This window comes from Pseudacidovorax sp. NFM-22 (genome assembly GCF_021401245.1).
Classification (GTDB): Bacteria; Pseudomonadota; Gammaproteobacteria; order Burkholderiales; family Burkholderiaceae_C; genus Xenophilus.
Window position 1 is genome coordinate 419,536 of the sequence record NZ_JACBFY010000001.1, and the last position, 20,754, is coordinate 440,289.

General features: G+C 68.6%; 15 protein-coding genes. 4 read left to right on the plus strand and 11 right to left on the minus strand.

The window, feature by feature from the left end; all coding sequences use genetic code 11:
* Positions 1 to 11 precede the first annotated feature (11 nt).
* Positions 12 to 1,226, plus strand: a complete 1,215-nt coding sequence (locus L0984_RS01890) for an acyl-CoA dehydrogenase family protein (protein ID WP_234192078.1) — start codon at positions 12 to 14, stop codon at positions 1,224 to 1,226.
* A gap of 64 nt (positions 1,227 to 1,290) precedes the next feature.
* Positions 1,291 to 2,277, plus strand: coding sequence for a tripartite tricarboxylate transporter substrate binding protein (locus L0984_RS01895; RefSeq protein WP_234192079.1), 987 nt, complete (start codon positions 1,291 to 1,293; stop codon positions 2,275 to 2,277).
* Between the two features lie 178 nt (positions 2,278 to 2,455).
* Here L0984_RS01895 and L0984_RS01900 read toward each other — a convergent pair whose 3' ends face one another.
* From L0984_RS01900 to L0984_RS01915, 4 genes are all read right to left on the minus strand, one after another.
* Positions 2,456 to 3,598, minus strand: a complete 1,143-nt coding sequence (locus tag L0984_RS01900; protein ID WP_234192080.1) for a zinc-binding dehydrogenase — start codon at positions 3,596 to 3,598, stop codon at positions 2,456 to 2,458.
* Positions 3,599 to 3,837: 239 nt separating this feature from the next.
* Positions 3,838 to 5,361 (minus strand): tripartite tricarboxylate transporter permease, encoded by a 1,524-nt coding sequence (locus L0984_RS01905; RefSeq protein ID WP_234192081.1) that lies wholly within the window; start codon positions 5,359 to 5,361, stop codon positions 3,838 to 3,840.
* Between the two features lie 16 nt (positions 5,362 to 5,377).
* Entirely contained in the window at positions 5,378 to 5,803 is a 426-nt protein-coding gene (locus L0984_RS01910) for a tripartite tricarboxylate transporter TctB family protein (RefSeq protein WP_114804351.1), read from the minus strand.
* 369 nt (positions 5,804 to 6,172) lie between these two features.
* Positions 6,173 to 8,194: an ATP-dependent DNA helicase gene (locus tag L0984_RS01915; RefSeq protein ID WP_234192082.1), complete on the minus strand. Its 2,022-nt coding sequence runs from the start codon at positions 8,192 to 8,194 to the stop codon at positions 6,173 to 6,175.
* Positions 8,195 to 8,366: 172 nt separating this feature from the next.
* Between L0984_RS01915 and L0984_RS01920 the strand changes: the two genes are divergently transcribed.
* Positions 8,367 to 9,194: a PP2C family protein-serine/threonine phosphatase gene (locus L0984_RS01920; protein ID WP_234192083.1), complete on the plus strand. Its 828-nt coding sequence runs from the start codon at positions 8,367 to 8,369 to the stop codon at positions 9,192 to 9,194.
* 119 nt (positions 9,195 to 9,313) lie between these two features.
* Here L0984_RS01920 and L0984_RS01925 read toward each other — a convergent pair whose 3' ends face one another.
* The 7 genes from L0984_RS01925 to L0984_RS01955 all read right to left on the minus strand — a co-directional run bounded on the left by L0984_RS01925 (position 9,314) and on the right by L0984_RS01955 (position 19,789).
* Entirely contained in the window at positions 9,314 to 9,985 is a 672-nt protein-coding gene (locus L0984_RS01925) for a hypothetical protein (protein WP_234192084.1), read from the minus strand.
* Positions 9,982 to 11,088, minus strand: coding sequence for a cell division protein ZapE (gene zapE / locus L0984_RS01930; protein WP_234192085.1), 1,107 nt, complete (start codon positions 11,086 to 11,088; stop codon positions 9,982 to 9,984). The genes L0984_RS01925 and zapE overlap by 4 nt, the downstream gene beginning before the upstream one ends.
* A gap of 1 nt (position 11,089) precedes the next feature.
* On the minus strand, positions 11,090 to 12,517 hold the full coding sequence (lpdA, locus tag L0984_RS01935) for a dihydrolipoyl dehydrogenase (RefSeq protein ID WP_234192086.1): 1,428 nt from the start codon (positions 12,515 to 12,517) through the stop codon (positions 11,090 to 11,092).
* A gap of 160 nt (positions 12,518 to 12,677) precedes the next feature.
* Entirely contained in the window at positions 12,678 to 13,943 is a 1,266-nt protein-coding gene (odhB, locus tag L0984_RS01940; protein ID WP_234192087.1) for a 2-oxoglutarate dehydrogenase complex dihydrolipoyllysine-residue succinyltransferase, read from the minus strand.
* 107 nt (positions 13,944 to 14,050) lie between these two features.
* Positions 14,051 to 16,924, minus strand: coding sequence for a 2-oxoglutarate dehydrogenase E1 component (locus tag L0984_RS01945; protein ID WP_234192088.1), 2,874 nt, complete (start codon positions 16,922 to 16,924; stop codon positions 14,051 to 14,053).
* A gap of 210 nt (positions 16,925 to 17,134) precedes the next feature.
* Positions 17,135 to 19,036: a propionate--CoA ligase gene (locus tag L0984_RS01950; protein ID WP_234192089.1), complete on the minus strand. Its 1,902-nt coding sequence runs from the start codon at positions 19,034 to 19,036 to the stop codon at positions 17,135 to 17,137.
* 150 nt (positions 19,037 to 19,186) lie between these two features.
* Positions 19,187 to 19,789, minus strand: a complete 603-nt coding sequence (locus L0984_RS01955) for an isochorismatase family protein (RefSeq protein ID WP_234192090.1) — start codon at positions 19,787 to 19,789, stop codon at positions 19,187 to 19,189.
* A 257-nt stretch (positions 19,790 to 20,046) separates the two neighbouring features.
* Here L0984_RS01955 and L0984_RS01960 point away from each other — a divergent pair, with 257 nt between their 5' ends.
* On the plus strand, positions 20,047 to 20,727 hold the full coding sequence (locus tag L0984_RS01960; protein WP_234192091.1) for an alpha/beta hydrolase: 681 nt from the start codon (positions 20,047 to 20,049) through the stop codon (positions 20,725 to 20,727).
* Positions 20,728 to 20,754: the final 27 nt, after the last annotated feature.

Genomic DNA, 20,754 nt, shown 5'->3' on the forward strand with positions numbered 1-20,754 from the left:
GGGCCGACGCCATGACGAACACCCCCCTGTCCGCCCCGCTGTTCCGCGGTCCCTTCGAGGGCAGCGAACGCGCTGCCGAGCTGATCGCGCGCATCCAGGACTTCCTGCACGGCGAGCTGGCCGAACTGGCGCGCGAACACCAGCTCGACCATGAGCACAGCCCCGACCGCGCCCTGCTGCGCCAGGTCTGGCGCCGCTCGCACCAACTGGGCTTCTACGGCCTCACGCTGCCGGAGCAACTGGGCGGCCTGGGCCTGTCGGTGCTGGACCACGTGCTGGTCAAGGAAGCCATCTACGCCACCGGCTCGCCCTTCGCGCCGCATGTGCTGGGCGAGCTGAGCGGCCCGCCGCGCGTCGGCGCACTGGTGCGCCATGCGACGCCTCAGCAGATGGCGCAATTCATCCTGCCGGTGGCGCAGGCGGAGATGGCGATCTGCTTCGCGCTCACCGAGGCCGAGGCCGGCTCGGACGCCGGCGCGGTGCAGACCCGTGCGGTTCGCGAGGGGGACGACTACGTCCTCACCGGCCGCAAGCGCTTCATCTCCGGCTCGCCGTTCGCGGATGCGGCGGTGCTGATGGCATCGACCGCGCCGGAAGGCAGCGCGCAGCGCGAGGTGACGGCCTTCTTCGTCGACCTGCGTGCGCCCGGCGTGCGCGTCGAGTGCAACTACAAGACCATGGCCGGCCAGAGCAGCACCGGCGACATCGTGCTTGAAGGCTGCCGCGTGCCCGCCGCCCAGCGCATCGGCGAACCGGGCCGCGGCCTGGCTTTGGCCCTGGGCCGCATCACCGTCAATCGCCTGCTGCATTGCCCGGCGATGGTGGGCCTGGCCCAGGTGGCGCTGCGCGACGCGCGCGACTACGCGCTGCAGCGCCAGCAGTTCGGCCGCGCCATCGCGCAGTTCCAGGCCATCCAGCACATGCTGGCCGAGGCCGCCACCGAACTGGCTGCGGCACGCGCGCTGATGATCGTCACCGCCCGCCAGCTCGACGCCGGCGGCGATGCTCGGGCCGAGGCCTCGATGGCCAAGCTTTTCTGCTCGGAGACCGCCTTCCGCGTGGCCGACAAGGCGGTACAGGTGCACGGCGGCGAAGGCATCGTGCAGGGCCGGCGCGTGGAGTTCCTGTTCCGCATGCTGCGCATGTACCGCGTGCTCACCGGCACCAGCGAGATCCAGAAGAACACCATCGCCAAGGAGCTGCTCGCGCCCGACACCGCCGCCTGACGCCCGGCACCCCGCCGACGCTGTGGACGCCGGCCTTCAAGAAGCACAAAAGGAGACAAGCAAGATGACCGACATGAACCGCCGCCGCCTGGTGGGCGCCGGCCTGGCCGCCGCCTTCGCGCCGCTGGCTGCACCGCTGGCGCGCGCTGCGGAGCCCTACCCCAACCGCCCCATCAAATGGGTGCTGCCCTACCTGGCCGGCACCGGCCCGGACAACACGGCGCGCATCCTGGCCGAGGCCGTCGGGCCGGCGCTGGGCCAGAGCGTGGTGATCGAGAACCGCGGCGGCGCGGGCGGCAACATCGGCGCCAAGCTCGTCGCCCGCGCACCGGCCGATGGCTACACCTGGATCTATTCGGCCGCACCCATGGCGGCCAATATGTTCATGTACAAGAGCCCGGGCTTCGATGCGCTCAAGGACTTCCGTCACATCATGCGGCTGACCAGCGCGGACGTGGTGCTGATCGTGAATGCCGACTCCGACATCCGCAGCGTGGACGATCTCGTCCGGCAGATCCGCGCCCGGCCCGGCAAGGTGGAGTACGCCTCGGGCGGCGTGGGCACGCCCTCGCACCTGGGCGTCGAGATGTTCCTGGACGCGATCAAGGGCAGCGCGCTGCACGTGCCCTACAAGGGCGCGTCGGAGCTGTGTACCGCGGTGCTCGGCAATCAGGTGGTGTTCGGCGCGCCGATCCTGGCCGTGGCCTATCCGCAGATCCAGGCCGGTCGCCTGCGCGCGCTGGCCGTGACCGGTCCGCGCCGCAATGCCGTGCTGCCGCAGGTGCCCACGCTGGCCGAGGCCGGCGTGCCCGGCGTCGAGCTGACCTCGTGGGGCGGCATCTCGGTACCGGCCGGCACGCCCGATGCGGTGGTCGAGCGCATCCAGGCTGCCTTCGCGCAGGCGCTCAAGCAGCCGCGCGTGATCGCCCAGTTGCAGGAGCAAGGCGGCCAGGTGGACATCCAGGAAGGCAGCGCCTATGTGGACGGCTTCAAGCGCGAGATGCGCTCGACGCAGGCCATGATGAAGAAGGTCGGCCTCGAACCCCTCTGACCTCCGAGGAGCCTCCGAGACGCCAAGAGCCCTCGGAGATGCAGGAAGCCCCTCTCCCCTCGCGGGAGAGGGGTTGGGGAGAGGGGCTGGGCGAACGCCCAAGCCGTTGACCAGCGAACGCCGTCGCCCCCTCTCCCCCACCCTCTCCCGCAAGGGGAGAGGGAGTAAAACCTGCGACTCAGCGCGACGGATCGATCAGCACCTTCGCGCCCGTGTTGCGCGCGCCATAGAAGGCGATGGCATCGGCACTCAGTGCGCCCGCCAGCGACACGGTCCGCGCGTAGTGGCTCGCAAACGTGGTCTTCAGCTCGGCCGCGACGCGCGCACGCAGCGCCTGCGCCGCCGGCTCGCCGATCTTCTGCAGGAAGGGAAAGAGCAGCCAGCCGCCCACGCCCCAGGCCATGCCGAAGCTGCGGTGGATCTCGGTGGGCCGCGTGTCCAGGCCGCCGTACAGATAGACCTGCTTGTGCACCGACGAGCCGTAGCGGCTGTACTCGCTGGGCGTGCGCCGCGCGATGGACGCTTCCATGCACTGCAGGATCTGGCCGGCCAGCGTGCCGCCGCCGGTGGCGTCGAAGCCGATGGTGGCGCCCGTGGCCACCAGCGCCTCGGTGAGCTGGGCCATGAAGTCCGGCGCGCTGCTGTCGCACACATGCATAGCGCCCTGCCCGCGCAGCAGCGCCGCCTGCTCGGGCTTGCGCACGATGTTCACCAGGCCGATGCCGTCTTTCAGGCAGATGCGGTTGAGCATCTGGCCCAGGTTGCTGGCGGCGGCCGTGTGCACCAGTGCCGTGTGGCCCTCGCGCTTCATGGTCTCGACCATGCCCAGCGAGGTGAGCGGGTTGACGAAGCAGGAGGCGCCGTCCGCCGCCGTCGCATCCTCGGGCAGCACCAGGCACTGGGCGGCCGCCATGGTGCGGTACTGCGCATACATGGCGCCGCCGATCAGGGCCACCGTGCGACCCAGCAGCGCCCGCGCGGCCGGCGACGAACCGGCCGCCACCACCAGGCCGGCGCCTTCGTTGCCCACCGGCAGGCTCTGGCCCACGCGGGCGGCCATGGCGGGCATGGCGCGCTCCGGGATGCGCGCCGTCACCACGGGGCGCTCCGCGCTGCCGGAGACCTGCACCGTCGAAAGGTCCGCAGGGCCGAGCAACAGGCCGATGTCGGAGGGATTGATGGGCGTCGCCTGCACGCGGATCAGCACCTCGTCGGCGCCAGGTTGCGGCACGGGCACCTCTTCCAGGCTGATCCGCAGCGTGCCGTCGGCCTGGACGAGCGAACGCAGTTGCAGGGCGGTGGCGGGGAGGGTTTCGGGCATGGGCGTCTCCGGAAGAGGGATCAAGGCGCCGCAGCGGATGGCAGCGGGCGACGGGGCGCCCATTGTGGGTGCCGCCAGCGAGCGCCGCTGTCGCGGGGCCATCAGAGCGGCACCGGTGTCATCGCGGGGATCGGCCCGCGCGAGGATGTGGACCTCGACCCGTCCGCAGGCACCGTGCGGCCCGGCCCAAAAAGCAGAAGGGGCCCGAAGGCCCCTTCTGCAGTGGATTGCACGCGCGCTCAGGCGGTCTCGTGCGCCGCCGGCAGTGCGGCGGCTCCGTTCTTCTGCTTCTTCGTCTTGATGAAGAAGGTGACGGTCTGCCACACGATGAACACGCCGATCAGCGACAGCAGCGTGCCGCTGATGGGCCGGTCGAAGAAGATGCCGAAGCTGCCGCGGCTCAGCAGCAGCGTGCGGCGGAAGTTCTCTTCCAGCATCGGGCCCAGGATGAAGCCCAGCATCAGCGGCGCAGCGTCCAGGTCGAACTTCATGAACAGGAAGCCCAGCAGGCCGAAGGCGGCGGTGATGTACAGGTCTTCCAGGTTGTTGTTGACGCTGTACGTGCCGATGCAACAGAAGAACAGGATGCCCGGGAAGAGCACGGCATACGGGATCTTGAAGACCGACAGCCAGTAGCGCACCAGCGGCACGTTCAGGATGATCAGGAAGCAGTTGCCGACCCACATCGAGGCGACCAGGCCCCAGAACAGTTCCGGGTGACCGGCGATCATGTTCGGGCCGGGCTGGATGCCCTTGATGATGAAGGCGGCCATCATCAGCGCCATCACTGCGTTCTCGGGGATGCCGATGGACATCAGCGGGATGAAGCTGGTGCGGGCGGCGGCCTCGTCGGCAGCGGCCTGGCCAGCCACGCCTTCGATACAGCCGGTGCCGATCTCGTGCTTGTACTTGCTGACCTTCTTGTCGATGGCATAGGCCGCGAACTGGGCGATGGCCGGGCCGCCGCCGGGCAGGATGCCCAGGAAGGAGCCGATCACGGAGCCGCGCAGGGCGCTGGGGATGATCCGCTTGAACTCTTCCCAGGTGGGCATCAGGTGGATCTTGCCGTTGAAGGGCGAGCGCTCTTCACCGCTGTCGAGGTTCTTGGTGATCTCGGCGATGCCGAAGCAGCCCAGCGCGATGCTGACCAGGCCCACGCCGTCGGCGAGGAAGGGCAGGTCCATGGTGTAGCGCTGCACGCCGCTGTTGACGTCGGTGCCGATCTGGCCGAGCAGCACGCCGATCAGGCACATGGCCAGGCCGTTGAGCAGGCTGCCGGTGGTCACGAAGCTCACGCAGACGAAGCCCACCATCATCAGCGCGCAGTAGTCCGCGGGGCCGAACAGGAAGGCCACCTCGCCCAGCTTGGGCGCCAGGAAGGTCAGCACGACGATGGCCACGGTGCCGCCGATGAAGCTGGAGAAGCCGGCCGTGAACAGCGCCAGGCCCGTCTTGCCCTTGAGCGTCATCGCGTAGCCGTCGATACAGGCCACGATCGAACTCGCGTGAGGGATCTTCATCGTGATCGCCGACACGCTGTCGCCGTACTGCGCCCCGTAGTAGATGCCGGCCAGCATGATCAGCGCGCCGGTGGTGTCGATGGAGTACGTCAGCGGCAGCAGCAGGCTGATGGTGGCCAGCGGGCCCAGGCCGGGCAGCAGGCCCACCAGGGTGCCGACCACGCAGCCGATGGCGCAGTACATCAGGTTGTGGATGGTCAGCGCGTGCTCGAAGCCGAACGCCAGGTTATGGAGAGCTTCCATGGTGTGCAGGCTCCGATCAGTACAGGGGAAGGTTCAGGCCCAGCAGCTTCTGGAAGCCGAAGGCGAAACCCACGAGCACCACCGCCACCTTGACGTTGCGTACCCAGGAATACTTGCCGCTGGCCGCCAGCGACGCGATGAAGACCATGACGACGATGCCCACGGTCATGTTCACGTAGGTGGACACGAGCGCGAAGGTACACAGGCTGGCCAGGATGATCGCGATGTTCTTGAAGTTGACCGACATCGGGATCGGCTTGACGAAGCGCGAGCGGATCACGGTGATGATCCCGATGGCCAGCAGCATGCCGCTGACCATGGCCGGGAACAGGCCCGGGCCGGCATGCGCGAAGCTGCCGATCTGGTAGTTGAAGGCCGGCACGCCGAACAGCAGTGCAAGCGCGATGAGGAACAGGCCTCGGTTGAGGTTGCGATCGTTCATAAGGGGAGGCGAAGCGTCGTCATGTTGATGTTGTGGATCGGTTGGTCCCTCTCGCGCCGGGGGATCCGGCGGGGTGCCAATGTCTCCTTTGCAGCCGCAGCTGCTGGGGCGGAGGGGATGCTCCGGCTGCCACACTGATCGGAATCTGACCGACTGCAGAGGGGAATTACGTACCGGAGGGCCCCTGCGGCGCGCAGGCGTCGCATCGGTGACTTTTCCTCCGGGTTAACACGAAGAAGCGGCTACGCAAATACACGTAGACGCCCGTTTTCCCGGGCTTCGCCGGGTCATCGACGGCGACCGAAATACCCATGAAAAAAGCCGCCCGAAGGCGGCCTCTGGAATATGGGCGCGCGGCCTTTTGTCTGTTCAGCCGGGGGGCTGCGTCAGGTCATCGAGCGCCTGCTCGAAGTCGGCCTCGGCCGCCAGCCGACGCATCGGCGGAAGCGCGGCGAGCAGCCGGCGGCCATAGCCCATGGACACCAGGCGCGTGTCGCACACCACCAGCACGCCACGGTCGCTTTCGCGCCGGATGAGCCGGCCCGCTCCCTGCTTGAGCGCCACGGCCGCCTCGGGGATGGAGTAGTCGCCGAAGCCGCTGCGGCCCTGCGCCTCCAGCCGGCGCGTACGCGCCTCCACCAGCGGATCGCCGGGCGGCGGGAAGGGCAGCTTGTCGATCACCACCAGTTGCAGCACATCGCCCGGCGCGTCGAAGCCTTCCCAGAAGGAGGCGGAGGCCACCAGCACGCAACCGGCCGCGCCCGCGTCGGCGCCCGCGCGGAAGCGCTCCATCAGCACGCGCTTGGGCCACTCGCCCTGCACCAGCACATCGACGTCGCTGCCGGCGGCGCGCAGGCGTTCGCGCAGGCCGTCGCCGATGCTGCGCAGCGCGCGCAGCGTGGTCGTCAGCACCAGCGTGCGGCCACCCAGCCGCAGCGCGCCCTTGGCCGCCAGCGCCGCCACGGCGTCCGGATGGCCCGCATCGGCCGGCCGCGGAAACTGCCGCGGCACATAGAGCGCGGCCTGCTGCGCATAGTCGAAGGGGCTGGCCACGCGCAGCACCTGCGCTTCGTCCAGGCCGCACGGCTCGGTGAACCAGCGCAGTTGCGGGTCGTCGCCCAGCGTGGCCGAGGTGAAGATCCAGGCACGGCTGCGCGACTCGCCGCCCTGCTCCTGCGGGGCCGGCGCCGGGCGGTCGGCCTTGAGCACGCGTTTGCGCACCGCATCGGCGATGTCCAGCGGTGACTGCACGAGTCGCAGCTGGGTGCCGATGTCCACCCAGCGCACCGCATCGGGCGGGCAAGGCTCGGTCAACAGGCCGGCCCGCTCGACCAGCAGGCCGGCACGCTCGGCCAGGCGGACGAAGTCGGGGGAAAGCTCGCTGACCGTGTCCAGCGCGACAGCGGCGTCTTCCGCGGCGCGCCGCAGGGTGTCCAGGCCAGCCTGCCACTGGGTGGCGCCGATGCCTTCGGGGGCGGCGCCGTTCCAGCGCAGCTTGGCGCCAGGCCAGCCCTTGCCGGCCACCATGCGCAGTTCGCGGGCCGCGTGCTCCAGCTTGCCGGCCACGTCCTGCCAGTCGGCCAGACCGCGGGCCTGCTGCAACCCGGCGGCGAGCAGGTCGCGCGCAAAGTCCAGCACCTGCCCGGTACCCAGCTGCAGGCCCAGGAACTGCACGCCCGTCTCGTTGAGTTGGTGCGCCTCGTCGAAGATCACCACGCGCACGCTGGGCAGCAGCTCGGCCATGCCCGACTCGCGCACCGCCAGGTCGGCGAAGAACAGGTGATGGTTGATGACCACCACGTCCGCCGCCAGCGCCTCGCGCCGGGCCAGGTTGACGTGGCAGGCCTTGAACTGCGGGCACTGCTGGCCCAGGCAGTTGTCGCGGGTGGAGGTGACCAGCGGAATGACCGGCGAGCGCTCGTCCAGGCCCGGCAGTTCGGCCAGGTCGCCGGTGCGCGTGGTGAGCGCCCAGCGCTCGACCTTGGCCAGCGCATGGGCCACGCCCCGCTCGCCGCCGGCGTCATGCCGGGCCTGGCCCATGCGGTGCAGACAGAGGTAGCTGCCCCGGCCCTTGAGCAAGGCGGTGCGCAGCGGCAGGTTGAGCGCCTCCAGCAGGCGAGGCAGGTCGCGCCCGAAGAGCTGGTCCTGCAGGGCCTTGGTGGCGGTCGACAGCAGCACCCGCTCGCCGCTCAGCAAGGCCGGCACGAGGTACGAGAAGGTCTTGCCCACGCCCGTGCCCGCCTCCACCACCAGTTGCCCCCCTTCGGCCACGGTGTGGGCGATGGCAAGCGCCATCTGCGTCTGGCCGTCGCGCACCCGGAACTGGTCCGCCGCCTGCGACAAGGCCCCGCCGTCGGCGAAGACATCCATCACCTCGTCAGCGAGCGCCATCTAGCCCTTCCTCCCGGTCGACGGGGGCCTGGGCGTCGCTCCTGGCAGACACAAGCTTTCGACAAAGGAGAAACTGTGAATTGTGTTTAACGGTGTCACTGGATCGCTCGATAATGGGTGTCAGACAGCCACATAGCCTTCTCGTTGGCGCGCCGCGGCGCCGACCGCGCCAATGCCTCACACCGGTTTCCGATTGTCCGCTGCCACGGGTCTCCACCAGGGAGACCGGCCTTACCAACAGGATCAGGTCGCCCTGATCGGGCATCCCCAGCGCCCGGGCTGCCTCCTCGCGGTGGTCGCCGACGGCATGGGCGGCCGTAGCGGCGGCCGCAAGGCATCGGAGCAGGTCATCATGACCGCGCAGCAGCTGTTCGCCCGCTATGCACCGGGCACGGACGATCCGGACCGGCTGCTGCGCCAGCTGGTCGACGAAGCCCACACCGTGATCCGGCTGACCGCCCTGTCGAGCGAACAGGAGCCGCACAGCACCGTGGCGGCCTTCCTGCTCGACCCCGATGGCCGGGGCGCCTGGATCCACGCCGGCGATTCGCGCATCTACCTGTTCCGCCGCGGCCGCCTGGTGCGCCGCACGCGCGACCATTCCTATGTCGAGGTGCTGGTGCAGCGCGGCGAGCTGGACGAGGACGAGGCCTTGCGCCATCCGAAGGCCAACATCCTCGTGGGCTGCCTCGGCATGCAATCCACCCTGCCGCCGATGGACCTCGAGGCCATCGACGGCGTCCAGCCCGGCGATGCGTTGATGGCCTGCTCTGACGGGCTCTGGCACTACTTCACGCCCGAGGAGTTCGGAGCGGTCATCGCGCGATACCCGGCCCGCGCAGCGGCCGAGATGCTGGTGAACGAGGCGCGCCGCCGCGCCGGCGGGGCGGGCGACAACCTGTCGCTGATCCTGGTGAAGGTGGAGGAACTGCCCGGCAAGCCGGCCACGCCCTCCTCCGCCGCGCTCGACGCGTTCATGGACAGCAGCCCGCAGCGCTGAGGGCGGCCGCCGATACGGCGGCTTCAGCCGCTCGCCGCCAAACTGGCGGCTCGCCCTGGGACCTGGTGGCTTTGCCTCCTGGGCAGGCGCACCCACATCACGCCCGCGCCAGCGCGGATTCAGGGCTTGACCGCCGGATCCGGCAGCGGCGCCGCCGGCGGCTTGGGGCGCTCGGCATTGCGGCGCTGGGCGTCTGTGCGGCGCTGCTCGGCGTCGACCTGCCGACGCTCGTAACGTTCGCGCTCCGCGGCATCCTGGGTGCGCCGCTGGGCCCGCTCGGCCGCCTTCTCGGCCTGTGCCTTCTGCCGGTCCTCGAACTGCTGCCGGCGCTGCGACGCCTGCGCGGCGGTGGCGGCCCGGCTGGCTGCATGGTCGGCGTTGCGCTGCTCGCGGTCCTGCTGAGCCTGCCGGTTCCGGTCGCGTTCCTGGGGCAGGTCGCGCGCAGGCGGGTTGGCCTGTTTGTCCTGGATGCGGCGCAGGGCGTCTTCGCCTCGTTGGCGGCGCTCCGCATCATTGAGCACGGCTTCACGCCGCTTGAGCCCATCCAGCGTCTCGCGGTGCAGACGGCTCTCGGCATTGAGGCAGTCATCGACGGCGAAGCGCTGGTAGCACTGGGCCCGGCGGGCCGAGTAGCGCAGCTCTTCGGCCTTGCGCTCGACGCCGATGCGCTCGCGTTCGTCGGCCGCCTGTGCCGAGCCGGGCTTGGCCGGCGGCACCGCGGATTGGGCCAGCACGGCGCCCGCCGGCACGGCAACCAGCATCAACGCGACAAGGCGAAGGGAAAAGCTCATGTAAGGCGGGTGTCCACGGTACGGCGCTCCAGCGCCAGGAACTCGGCCGACTGCATTTCGTTCAGTCGCGAGACGGTGCGTGGAAACTCGTGCGCCAGCGGCCCTTCGGTGTAGAGCTGCTCCGGCGGCACCGCAGCCGAGAGCACGAGCTTCACCCGTCGATCGTAGAACACGTCCACCAGCCAGGTGAACCGGCGCGCTTCCGAGGCCATGCGCACCGGCATCTCGGGCACGTCGGACAGCAGCACGGTGTGGAACTGGCTGGCAATCTCCAGGTAGTCGTTCATCGAGCGCGGGCCGCCGCACAGCGTGCGGAAGTCGAACCACACCACGCCGCCGGCACGACGCCGGGCGCGGATCTCGCGCTGCTCGATGTTGAGCACCGGGTTGTCGTCGCCCTTCTCCGCCAGCTTGTCGAAGATCTTGCGCAACTCCTTCTCGGAGCCGCTGTCGTTGGGCGTGATGTACAGGCGCACCTGCTCCAGCGTACGGCGCCGGTAGTCGGTGCCGTTGTCCACGTTGATGACCTCCAGCCGGGCGTTGAGCAGGTCGATGGCCGGCAGGATGCGGTCGCGGTGCAGCCCGTCCGGATAAAGGTCGTCGGGCTTGAAATTGGAGGTGGTCACGAAGCCCACCCCGTTGTCGAACATGGCCACCAGCAGCCGATGCAGGATCATCGCGTCGGTGATGTCGGCGACGTGGAACTCGTCGAAGCAGATCAGCTTGAAGCGCTTGGCGATGCGCTTGCCCAGCTCGTCGAGCGGGTTCTGGATGCCCTGCAGGTCCGCCAGTTCGCGGTGCACCTCGCGCATGAACTCATGGAAGTGCAGGCGCGTCTTGCGGTTGATGGGCACCGCATTGAAGAAGCAGTCCATCAGGAAGCTCTTGCCGCGCCCGACGCCGCCATACATGTAGACACCGCGCGGCACGGCCGGGCGGTGGATCAGCTTCTTGAAGGCGTTGGAACGCTGGGCCTTGTACTCGGCCCACTCGCGGGCGCAGCGGTCCAGCGCGTCGACCGCGCGCAGTTGCGCGGGATCGGCGGTGTAGCCGCGGCCCTTGAGTTCGGCCTCGTAGGCCTCCTTGACGGACGGGAGCGCCAACTCAGAAGTTCAGCGTGCGCTTGTCGACGGCCAGCGCGGCTTCCTTGGTCGCTTCGGACAGCGACGGGTGCGCGTGGCAGATGCGGGCGATGTCCTCGGCCGAGGCCTTGAACTCCATCGCGACGACCGCTTCGGAGATCAGCTCGCTGGCCATCGGGCCCACGATGTGGACGCCGAGGATCTCGTCGGTCGTGGCGTCGGCCAGGAACTTGACCATGCCCGTGGTGTCGCCCAGCGCGCGTGCCCGGCCGTTGGCCAGGAAGGGGAAGGTGCCGGCCTTGTACTTGACGCCATCGGCCTTGAGTTGCTGCTCGGTGCGGCCGACCCACGCGATCTCGGGGCTGGTGTAGATCACCCAGGGGATGGTGTTGAAGTTGACGTGCCCGTGCTGGCCGGCGATGCGCTCGGCCACGGCCACACCCTCTTCTTCCGCCTTGTGCGCCAGCATCGGGCCGCGCACCACGTCGCCCACGGCCCACACGTTGGGCAGGCTGGTCTTGCACTCGTCGTCCACCACGATGGCGCCGCGGTCGTCCAGCTTCAGGCCGACGGCCTCGGCATTCAGGCCGATGGTGTTGGGCACGCGGCCGATGGAGACGATCAGCTTGTCGGCTTCCAGCTTCTTGGCTTCGCCCTTGGCATCGGTGTAGTCGATGGTGACGCCGGCGTTGGTCTTGGCGACCTCGCCCACCTTCACGCCCAGCTCGACCTTCAGGCCCTGCTTGTCGAAGGCCTTCTTGGCTTCCTTGGCGATCTGCTCGTCCACGGCGCCCAGGAAGGTCGGCAGACCTTCAAGAATCGTGACGTCCGCGCCCAGGCGGCGCCACACCGAACCCATTTCCAGGCCGATCACGCCGGAGCCGATCAGCGCCAGCTTCTTGGGCACGGCACCAACGCGCAGCGCGCCGTCGTTGGAGAGCACGGTCTCTTCGTCGAAGGGCACGCCGGGCAGCTGGCGGGCATTGGAGCCCGTGGCCACGATGATGTGCTTGCCGACCAGGGTCTCTTCAGCGGCGCCGGCGACCTTGATCTCGTAACCGCCCTCGGCTGCCTTCACGAAGGAGCCGCGGCCATGGAAGAAGCTGACCTTGTTCTTCTTGAACAGGTACAGGATGCCGTCGTTGTTCTGCTTCACCACGCCGTCCTTGCGGGCCAGCATCTTGGCCACGTCCATCTTGACGTCGGAGGCCGTGATGCCGTGCTCGGCGAAGTGCTTGTTGGCGTGCTCGAAATGCTCGGACGACTGCAGCAGTGCCTTGGAGGGAATGCAGCCCACGTTGGTGCAGGTGCCGCCCGGGGCCGGGCCGCCCTTGCCGTTCTTCCACTCGTCGATGCAGGCGGTGTTGAAGCCCAGCTGGGCCGCGCGGATGGCAGCGATGTAGCCGCCGGGGCCACCGCCAATGACGATGACGTCGAATTGCTTGGACATGATTTTTTGCTTGAGTCGGCTCACCACGAGGCTGGCATGCAAAGGCAAGCGCAGCGAAGCCCGTTCACGTGCACCCGCGGAACCGGCTTTGCCGGGCCGCCGGGTGCGCCCCCTCAAGGGGGGATTCGGCTACACGCAGTGAGCAAGAAACGGGGGTGGATCAAATATCGAACAGCAGGCGCGAGGGATCTTCCAGCGCTTCCTTCATCGCCACCAGGCCCAGCACGGCTTCGCGGCCGTCGATGATGCGGTGGTCGTAGCTCATCGCCAGGTAGTTCATCGGACGCACCACGATCTGGCCGTTCTCGACCACGGCACGGTCCTTGGTCGCATGCACGCCCAGGATGGCCGACTGGGGCGGGTTGATGATGGGCGTCGACAGCATGGAGCCGAAGGTGCCGCCGTTGGAGATGGAGAAGGTGCCGCCGGTCATCTCGTCGATGGACAGCTTGCCTTCCTGGGCCTTCTTGCCGAACTCGGCGATCTTCTTTTCGATGTCGGCAAAGCTCATCTGATCGGCGTTGCGCAGGATCGGCACCACCAGGCCGCGCGGCGAGCCGACGGCGATGCCGATGTCGAAGTAGCCGTGGTAGATGATGTCGTTGCCGTCGACCGAGGCGTTGAGCACCGGGTACTTCTTGAGGGCGTGCACGGCCGCCTTGACGAAGAAGCTCATGAAGCCCAGCTTGGTGCCGTGCTCCTTGGTGAAGGCGTCCTGGAACTTCTTGCGCAGATCCATCACCGGGGCCATGTTCACCTCGTTGAAGGTGGTCAGGATGGCGTTGGTGGACTGCGACTGCAGCAGGCGCTCGGCGATGCGGGCGCGCAGGCGGCTCATCGGCACGCGCTCTTCGGGGCGGTCGCCCAGGTTGGCGGCGGCGGGTGCGGCAACTTGCGGCAGCGAGGTCTTGGGCGCGCCGGTCGGGATCTGCACGGCGGGCGCCTTGGCGGCGGTGGCGCCACCGGCCACGGCCGACAGCACGTCGCCCTTGGTCACGCGGCCGTCCTTGCCGGAGCCAGCGACGTCGCTGGTCTTCAGGCCGTTGTCGGCCAGCAGCTTGGCGGCGGCGGGCATGGCCACGTCGGACTTGGCACCACCGGCGGCGGGGGCAGCAGCAGCCGGGGCCGATGCGGCGGGCGCAGCAGCGGCGGCAGCCGGTGCGGGGGCAGCGGCGCCGGCCTTGCCTTCGGTGTCGATCTTGGCGATCAGCTGGTCGGCGACGACGGTGGCACCGTCGGCCTGGACGATCTCGGCCAGCACGCCGGACGCGGGCGCCGGCACTTCGAGCACGACCTTGTCGGTCTCGATCTCGATCAGGATTTCATCGGCCGTGACGGCTTCGCCGGCCTTCTTCTTCCACTGCAGCATCGTGGCTTCGGCCACGGACTCGGACAACTGGGGAACCTTGACTTCAACGATGGACATTTTTATGGACTCTGCTTATTCGAGGGAAACACGCCCACGAACGACAAAAAAATGGGGCGCGCAAGAACAGGAGGCCGGCGCAACGCACCGGCCTCCGTGGCGGGGACTTACTTGGTCAGGACGAAGCCCTTGAGCTTGCCGAAGGCACCGTCGACGAGGGCCTTCTGCTGCTCCTGGTGCAGGTGGGCGTAACCCACGGCCGGCGACGCGGAGGCGGCGCGGCCGGAATAGCCCAGCTTCTGGCCGTCGAGCATGTTCTCGTGGATGTAGTGCTGCACGAAGAACCAGGCACCCTGGTTCTGGGGCTCGTCCTGGCACCACACGATGTCCGCCGCGTTGGGGTACTTCTTGACCTCGGCCGCGAAAGCCTTGTGCGGGAACGGGTACAGCTGCTCGACGCGGATGATGGCAACGTCGTCGGCGCCCTTCTCTTCGCGCTTCTTGGCCAGGTCGTAGTAGACCTTGCCCGAGCAGGCGACGATGCGCTTGACCTTGTCGGCCTTCAGCTCCTTGACGTCGGGGATGACCGTCTGGAAGCCGCCCTTGATGAACTCCGACACCGGCGAGGTCGCGTCCTTGTTACGCAGCAGCGACTTCGGGGTCATGATGACCAGCGGCTTGCGCAGGTTGCGCACCATCTGGCGACGCAGCAGGTGGAAGATCTGGCTGGCCGTCGTGGGCTGCACCACCTGGATGTTGGTGTCGGCCGACAGCTGCATGAAGCGCTCCAGGCGGGCCGAGCTGTGCTCGGGGCCCTGGCCTTCGTAGCCGTGCGGCAGCATCAGGGTCAGGCCGTTCAGGCGGCCCCACTTCACCTCACCCGAGGCGATGAACTGGTCGATCACCACCTGGGCGCCGTTGGCGAAGTCGCCGAACTGGGCTTCCCAGATCACCAGGGTGTTCGGGTCGTTGGACGCATAGCCGTATTCGAAGCCCAGCACCGCCTCTTCGGACAGGATGGAGTCGATGACGACGAACGGTGCCTGGTTCTCGGCCACGTTCTGCAGCGGCACGTAGGTGCCCGTGTCCCACTTCTCGCGGTTCTGGTCGTGCAGCACCGAATGGCGGTGGGTGAAGGTGCCGCGGCCGCAGTCCTCGCCCGACAGGCGCACCGGGTAACCGCTCGCCACCAGCGAGGCGAAGGCCATGTGCTCGCCCATGCCCCAGTCGACGTTGACGTCGCCGCGGCCCATGGCGGCGCGGTCGTCCAGCACCTTCTTGACCAGCGGATGCACCGTGAAGCCTTCCGGCACGGTGGTGATCTTCTCGGCCAGGCGCTTCCACTCGGCCAGCGGCAGCGCGGTCTCGGCGGCGTCGGTCCACTTCTTGTTGGCGAAGGCGCTCCAGTCCACCGCGTACTTGCGCTTGAAGTCGGTGAGCACCGGGTCGACGGTGTTCTTGCCGGCATCGAAGGCCGCGCGCTGGGCCTTGACCATGTCGTCGCCGAGCGTCTCGCCCAGGCCTTGGGCCGCCAGCTTGTCGGCGTAGAGCTTGCGCGTGCCGGGATGGGCGGCGATCTTCTTGTACATCAGCGGCTGGGTGAGCGAGGGGGTGTCCTGCTCGTTGTGGCCCAGCTTGCGGAAGCAGATGATGTCGACGACCACGTCCTTGTTGAACTCCTGGCGGTATTCCAGGGCCAGCTGCATGCACAGCACCACGGCTTCGGGATCGTCGCCGTTCACGTGCAGCACGGGCGCCTCGATCATCTTGACGACGTCGGTGCAGTACAGCGTGGAGCGGCTGTCGCGCGGATCGGAGGTGGTGAAGCCGATCTGGTTGTTGATGACGATGTGGATCGTGCCGCCGGTGTAGTAGCCGCGGGTTTCGGCCAGGGCCAGCGTCTCCATGATGACGCCCTGGCCGGCGAAGGCCGCGTCACCGTGCACCAGCACGGGCAGCACCGAGGCGCCGCGCTTGTCGCCACGGCGGTCCATGCGGGCACGCACCGAACCCTCGACCACCGGATTCACGATTTCCAGGTGGGACGGGTTGAAGGCCAGGCTCAGGTGCATCGGGCCACTGGGCGTGGTCACGTCCGAGCTGAAGCCCTGGTGGTACTTCACGTCGCCGCTGGGCAGGTCTTCGGGGGCGGTGTGGTCGAACTCGGCGAACAGGTCCTTGGGCGCCTTGCCCAGGGTGTTGACCAGCACGTTCAGGCGGCCGCGGTGGGCCATGCCGATCACGATTTCCTGCACGCCCTTGGCGCCGGCACCGTTGACCAGTTCGTCCATGGCGACGATGAAGCTTTCGCCGCCTTCGAGCGAGAAGCGCTTCTGGCCGACGTACTTGGTGTGCAGGAAGCGCTCCAGGCCTTCGGCAGCCGTCAGGCGTTCGAGCACGTGCTTCTTCTTCTCGGCGCTCAGCTTGGGGTTGGTGCGTGCGGCTTCGAGCTTCTGCTGCCACCAGCGCTTCTGCGCCTGGTCGGTCATGTACATGTACTCGACGCCGATGGTGCCGCAGTACGTTTCGCGCAGAGCGTTCAGCAGGTCGCGCAGCGACATGGTGTCGCGGCCGAAGAAGGTGTTGCTGGTGTTGAAGACCGTCTCGAGGTCGGCGTCGGCGAAGCCGTAGAACGACGGCTCCAGTTCGGGAATGGCCGGGCGCTCGGCGCGCTGCAGCGGATCCAAGTTGGCCCAGCGGGCGCCGACGTTGCGGTAGGCGGCGATCAGCTGCTGGACGGCGGTGCGCTTGCGACCCAGTTCGGAGTCGGCGCCACTGGCCTCGACCACGCGGGTGCCGCCCTGCTTGGCGCGCTCGGCGAAGGCATTGATGACAGGCTGATGCGGAACATCGCGGGAATCGCTTCCGTCCGACGCCGGCACGTGCTGGAGTGCATCAAAGTACGAGCGCCAGTTGTCGGGCACGCTGCCCGGATTGGCGAGATAGTTCTCGTACATCTCTTCGACATAGGGCGCATTGCCGCCGAAGAGGTAACTGTTGCCTTGGTAGGCGTTGTAGATGGACGCGGGGGAATCGCTCATGTTCCGCTGACCTCCGCTTCCCTTGGGGAAGCATTAGCTGGTTAAGAAAACCTTCCGCGACACGGCTGAACCGGATGGCGGATGCGACTGTGGCTGGGGAAGGGCCTGAGTACACTCGGGATTGTGCCACGCCGCACGCGCGCACTGCCGCGGTGATTCGGAACGCACCATTGTGCGCTTCGAATCTGACAACGGAACACGCCGCGAAGTTCAGCCGATCAGGCGCTGGATGGCCTGCAGGCTGGTCGGGTCGTCGATGGTGGTCAGGTCGCCGGGATCGCGCCGCTCGCACACGGCCTGCAGGGCGCGGCGCAGCAGCTTGCCGCTGCGCGTCTTGGGCAGTGCTGCCACGGAATGCACCCGTGCCGGCCGCGCCAGCGCACCCAGGTTGTCGGCGACGGTCTTCATGACCTCGCCCTCCAGCCTCAGGGCGGCGGCCTCATCGCCGACGCCGGCACGCGGCACGACGAACGCCACCGCGACCTGGCCTTTGAGCGCATCGGCCACGCCGACCACCGCCACCTCGGCGACGGCCGGATGGGCGGAAATGGCCTCTTCGATCTCGCGCGTCCCCAGTCGATGGCCGGCCACATTGATCACATCGTCCGTGCGGCCCAGGATGTAGAAGTACCCATCGGCATCGCGGATGCCCCAGTCGAAGGTCGAATAGACCTCGATGCCCGGAATGCTTCGCCAGTAGGTGTTGATGAATCGCTCGTCGTCGCGCCACACGGTCTGCATGAAACCGGGCGGCGTCGGCGACTCGATCACGACCACGCCCTTCTCGCCCGGCGTCGTGAGGTCCTCGCCGGTGGATTCGTGGACCAGCTTGACCTTGAAGCCGTACATGGGCACCCCGGGGCTGCCGAACTTGGTGGGCCGCTTCTCCACGCCATGGGCCACGGTCAGGATCGGCCAGCCCGACTCGGTCTGCCAGTAGTTGTCAATGATCGGCACGCCCAGGCCGTCGCTGATCCAGCGGGCGGTCGGCTCGTCCAGCGGCTCGCCGGCGAGGAACAGCGCCCGCAGGCTGGAGACGTCATGCTGGCGCAGCAACGCAGGATTCTGTTTCTTGAGCACCCGCACGGCCGTCGGCGCGGAGAACATCACGTTGACCTTGTACTTCTCGACCAGTCGCCACCAGATGGCCCCGTCGGGCTGGCCGTCCAGCCCCTGCGTGGGCAGCCCCTCGTAAACGATGGTCGCCATGCCCGCGATCAGCGGCCCGTACACGATGTAGCAGTGGCCGACCACCCAGCCGATGTCGCTGGTGCAGAAGTAGGTCTCGCCCGGGCTGGCCTGGAAGATGTGTCGCATGCTGGCAGCCAGCGCCACGGCGTAGCCGCCCACGTCCCGCTGTACGCCCTTGGGCCGGCCCGTGGTGCCGCTGGTGTAGAGCGTGTAGCTGACGTCCGCCGCGTCCATCCATTCGCAGGGCACCTCGGCCTGAGCATGGGCCGGCGCCAGCTCATCCATCCGGTGGTCGCGGCCCGGGACCAGGTCCATGGGCGCCAGGCCGCGGTCGGCCAACAGCACGGCCGACGGCTTGTGCGTGGCGAGCCGGATCGCCTCGTCTAGCAGCGGCTTGTACGCCAGCACCTTGCCGCCGCGCGAGCCGGCGTCGGCACTGACGATCACCTTCGGCTGCGCGTCGTCGATACGCGAAGCGAGCGACGCACTGGCGAAGCCGCCGAAGACCACACTGTGGATGGCCCCCAGCCGGGCGCACGCCAGCATGGCGAACACGGCGGGCGCGATCATGGGCATGTAGATCAGCACCCGGTCGCCGCGCCCCACGCCCAGGCTGCGCAGCATCGAGGCCATCTGCTGCACCTCGCGGTGCAGCTCGCCGTAGGTATAGGTGCGCTCGGTGCCGGTCTCGGTGGAGACGGCGATCACCGCCGGCGCATCCTGCCGCTGCGGCAGGTGACGGTCGATGGCGTTGTGGCAGAGGTTGGTGGTGCCGCCACCGAACCAATTGGTGAATGGCAGCCGGCTGCGGTCCAGGATGGTGGTCGGCGCATGGTGCCAGTCGATCAGCCGGGACTGCTCGGCCCAGAAGGCATCGGGCGCGTCGATGGAACGACGGTAGAACTCCTGATAGCTGCTCATGGCCTGCTTGTCTCCTGTTCGCTGGCGTCGAAGGTGCGCCTTGTGGACGGCAGCGGCCCGAAAGGGCAGCACCGCATTCGCGATTATTGGAGACGGCCTTGCGACAGGCTGACAGGGTGCACCCTCGTGCGCTCCCGCCGCCGCGCCGGATCAGCGGATCAGGGCCTGCAGTTCCTTGAAGGCCGGATGCTCGGCGCTGCGCAGCCACTCGAAGCCGACCATCTCGGTGGTGACGAGTTCGGCACCGGCGCCGGCGAGGCGGTCGAACGCGGCATCACGATTGCGTTCGGTGCGCGAGCTACAGGCATCGGTCACCACCCAGACCTCGAACTCATCCTCCAGCAGCTCCAGCGCCGTCTGCAGCACGCAGACATGGGCTTCGCAGCCGGCGATGACGATGCTGGCGCGCTCGGGTGCTGCGGCTTGCGGCTTCTGCAGGTGGCGCGGCAGGCTGCGCGCATTGCCTTGCACAGGCCGGGCCGGCGGACGCAGCCATTCGCCCAGGCCCTCGGCCACGGCACTGAACTGCATCTTGGCCATCACCCGGCGGCAATGGTCGCGCAACTCGGCCGGCATCTGACCCAGGCGGGAGGGGTTCTGTTCGGTGCCGAACACCGGCACATCGGCCAGTCCGGCCATCTGCGCGAGCCGCTGCGCATTGGCCAGGATCGCCTCCCCCTCATGGATGGCGGGCATCAGCCGGGGCTGGTAGTCGATGAGCAGGAGCTGGGATTGGTCGGCGTCGAGGAGCATGGGGCGCGAAGGAGAAGAAGCAGGACGGAAAAACAGGAGATGGCCACAATGGGCCGCATGCTGGCGATTGTCCCTCCCCCTGCCCGGTCTGTTGCGCCCCGCCCGCCTCTGCGGCAAGCCAGAGCGGCGAAATCCGCGACGGAGGGGGCAGCGCCATGAAGGCGCCGGTCCGGCGCCGAAGCGCCCTCGCCTGGGCCACCGCACTCCTCGCCGCGACGGGGCTGGCCGGCTGCAGTTGGTTGCCACGGACCGCCCTCGTGCCGTTGCCCACGGTGCGCGACGCCGGCGCTTGCGGCCCGGCCGACACGTTGATCGTGCTGCTGCCCGGCCGCGGCATGGCGCTGGACGAGTTGTCGAGCGAAGGCTTCATCGAGACCTTCCGCGCGGCCGGCCTTCGGGCCGATCTCGTCCGGGCGGATGCCCACATGGGCTACTACAAGGACCGCAGCGTGGTCGACCGGCTGCACGTCGACGTGATCGCGCCAGCGCGGGCGCAGGGCTACCGCCACATCTGGCTGGCCGGCATCTCGCTGGGCGGCCTGGGCGCGTTGCTCTATGCCGACGAGCATCCTGAGGAGGTCGACGGGCTTCTGCTCATCGCCCCCTACCTGGGCGAGCCCCAGACTGCGGCCGCGGTGGCCGCCCAGGGCGGCCCCGGGCGCTGGCGCCCACCGGACCAGACCGACGATGCCATCGGCGTGCGGGCCTGGACCTGCCTGCAGCGTTATGTCGGGCCCGGCGCAGTCCGCACGCCGCTCTACCTGGCCTTCGGCGTGGGCGACCGCCTGGCGCCCACACACCGGGTGCTGGCCCCCGCCTTGCCGCCGCAGCGCGTGCTGACAGCGCCGGGCGGGCACGACTGGCCAGCCTGGCGCCCGCTCTGGCAGCGGCTGCTGGCCCAGGCTCCGTTGCCGCGCTGCAGCGCGACGGCCCCCTGAGAAGGCCGCACTCGCCCGCCATCGCCC

Coding starts and splice junctions, on each gene's coding strand:
- L0984_RS01890 (WP_234192078.1), top strand. CDS start 12: ATGACGAACACCCCCCTGTCCGCCCCGCTGTTCCGCGGTCCCTTCGAG.
- L0984_RS01895 (WP_234192079.1), top strand. CDS start 1,291: ATGACCGACATGAACCGCCGCCGCCTGGTGGGCGCCGGCCTGGCCGCC.
- L0984_RS01900 (WP_234192080.1), bottom strand. CDS start 3,598: ATGCCCGAAACCCTCCCCGCCACCGCCCTGCAACTGCGTTCGCTCGTC.
- L0984_RS01905 (WP_234192081.1), bottom strand. CDS start 5,361: ATGGAAGCTCTCCATAACCTGGCGTTCGGCTTCGAGCACGCGCTGACC.
- L0984_RS01910 (WP_114804351.1), bottom strand. CDS start 5,803: ATGAACGATCGCAACCTCAACCGAGGCCTGTTCCTCATCGCGCTTGCA.
- L0984_RS01915 (WP_234192082.1), bottom strand. CDS start 8,194: ATGGCGCTCGCTGACGAGGTGATGGATGTCTTCGCCGACGGCGGGGCC.
- L0984_RS01920 (WP_234192083.1), top strand. CDS start 8,367: ATGCCTCACACCGGTTTCCGATTGTCCGCTGCCACGGGTCTCCACCAG.
- L0984_RS01925 (WP_234192084.1), bottom strand. CDS start 9,985: ATGAGCTTTTCCCTTCGCCTTGTCGCGTTGATGCTGGTTGCCGTGCCG.
- lpdA (WP_234192086.1), bottom strand. CDS start 12,517: ATGTCCAAGCAATTCGACGTCATCGTCATTGGCGGTGGCCCCGGCGGC.
- odhB (WP_234192087.1), bottom strand. CDS start 13,943: ATGTCCATCGTTGAAGTCAAGGTTCCCCAGTTGTCCGAGTCCGTGGCC.
- L0984_RS01945 (WP_234192088.1), bottom strand. CDS start 16,924: ATGAGCGATTCCCCCGCGTCCATCTACAACGCCTACCAAGGCAACAGT.
- L0984_RS01950 (WP_234192089.1), bottom strand. CDS start 19,036: ATGAGCAGCTATCAGGAGTTCTACCGTCGTTCCATCGACGCGCCCGAT.
- L0984_RS01955 (WP_234192090.1), bottom strand. CDS start 19,789: ATGCTCCTCGACGCCGACCAATCCCAGCTCCTGCTCATCGACTACCAG.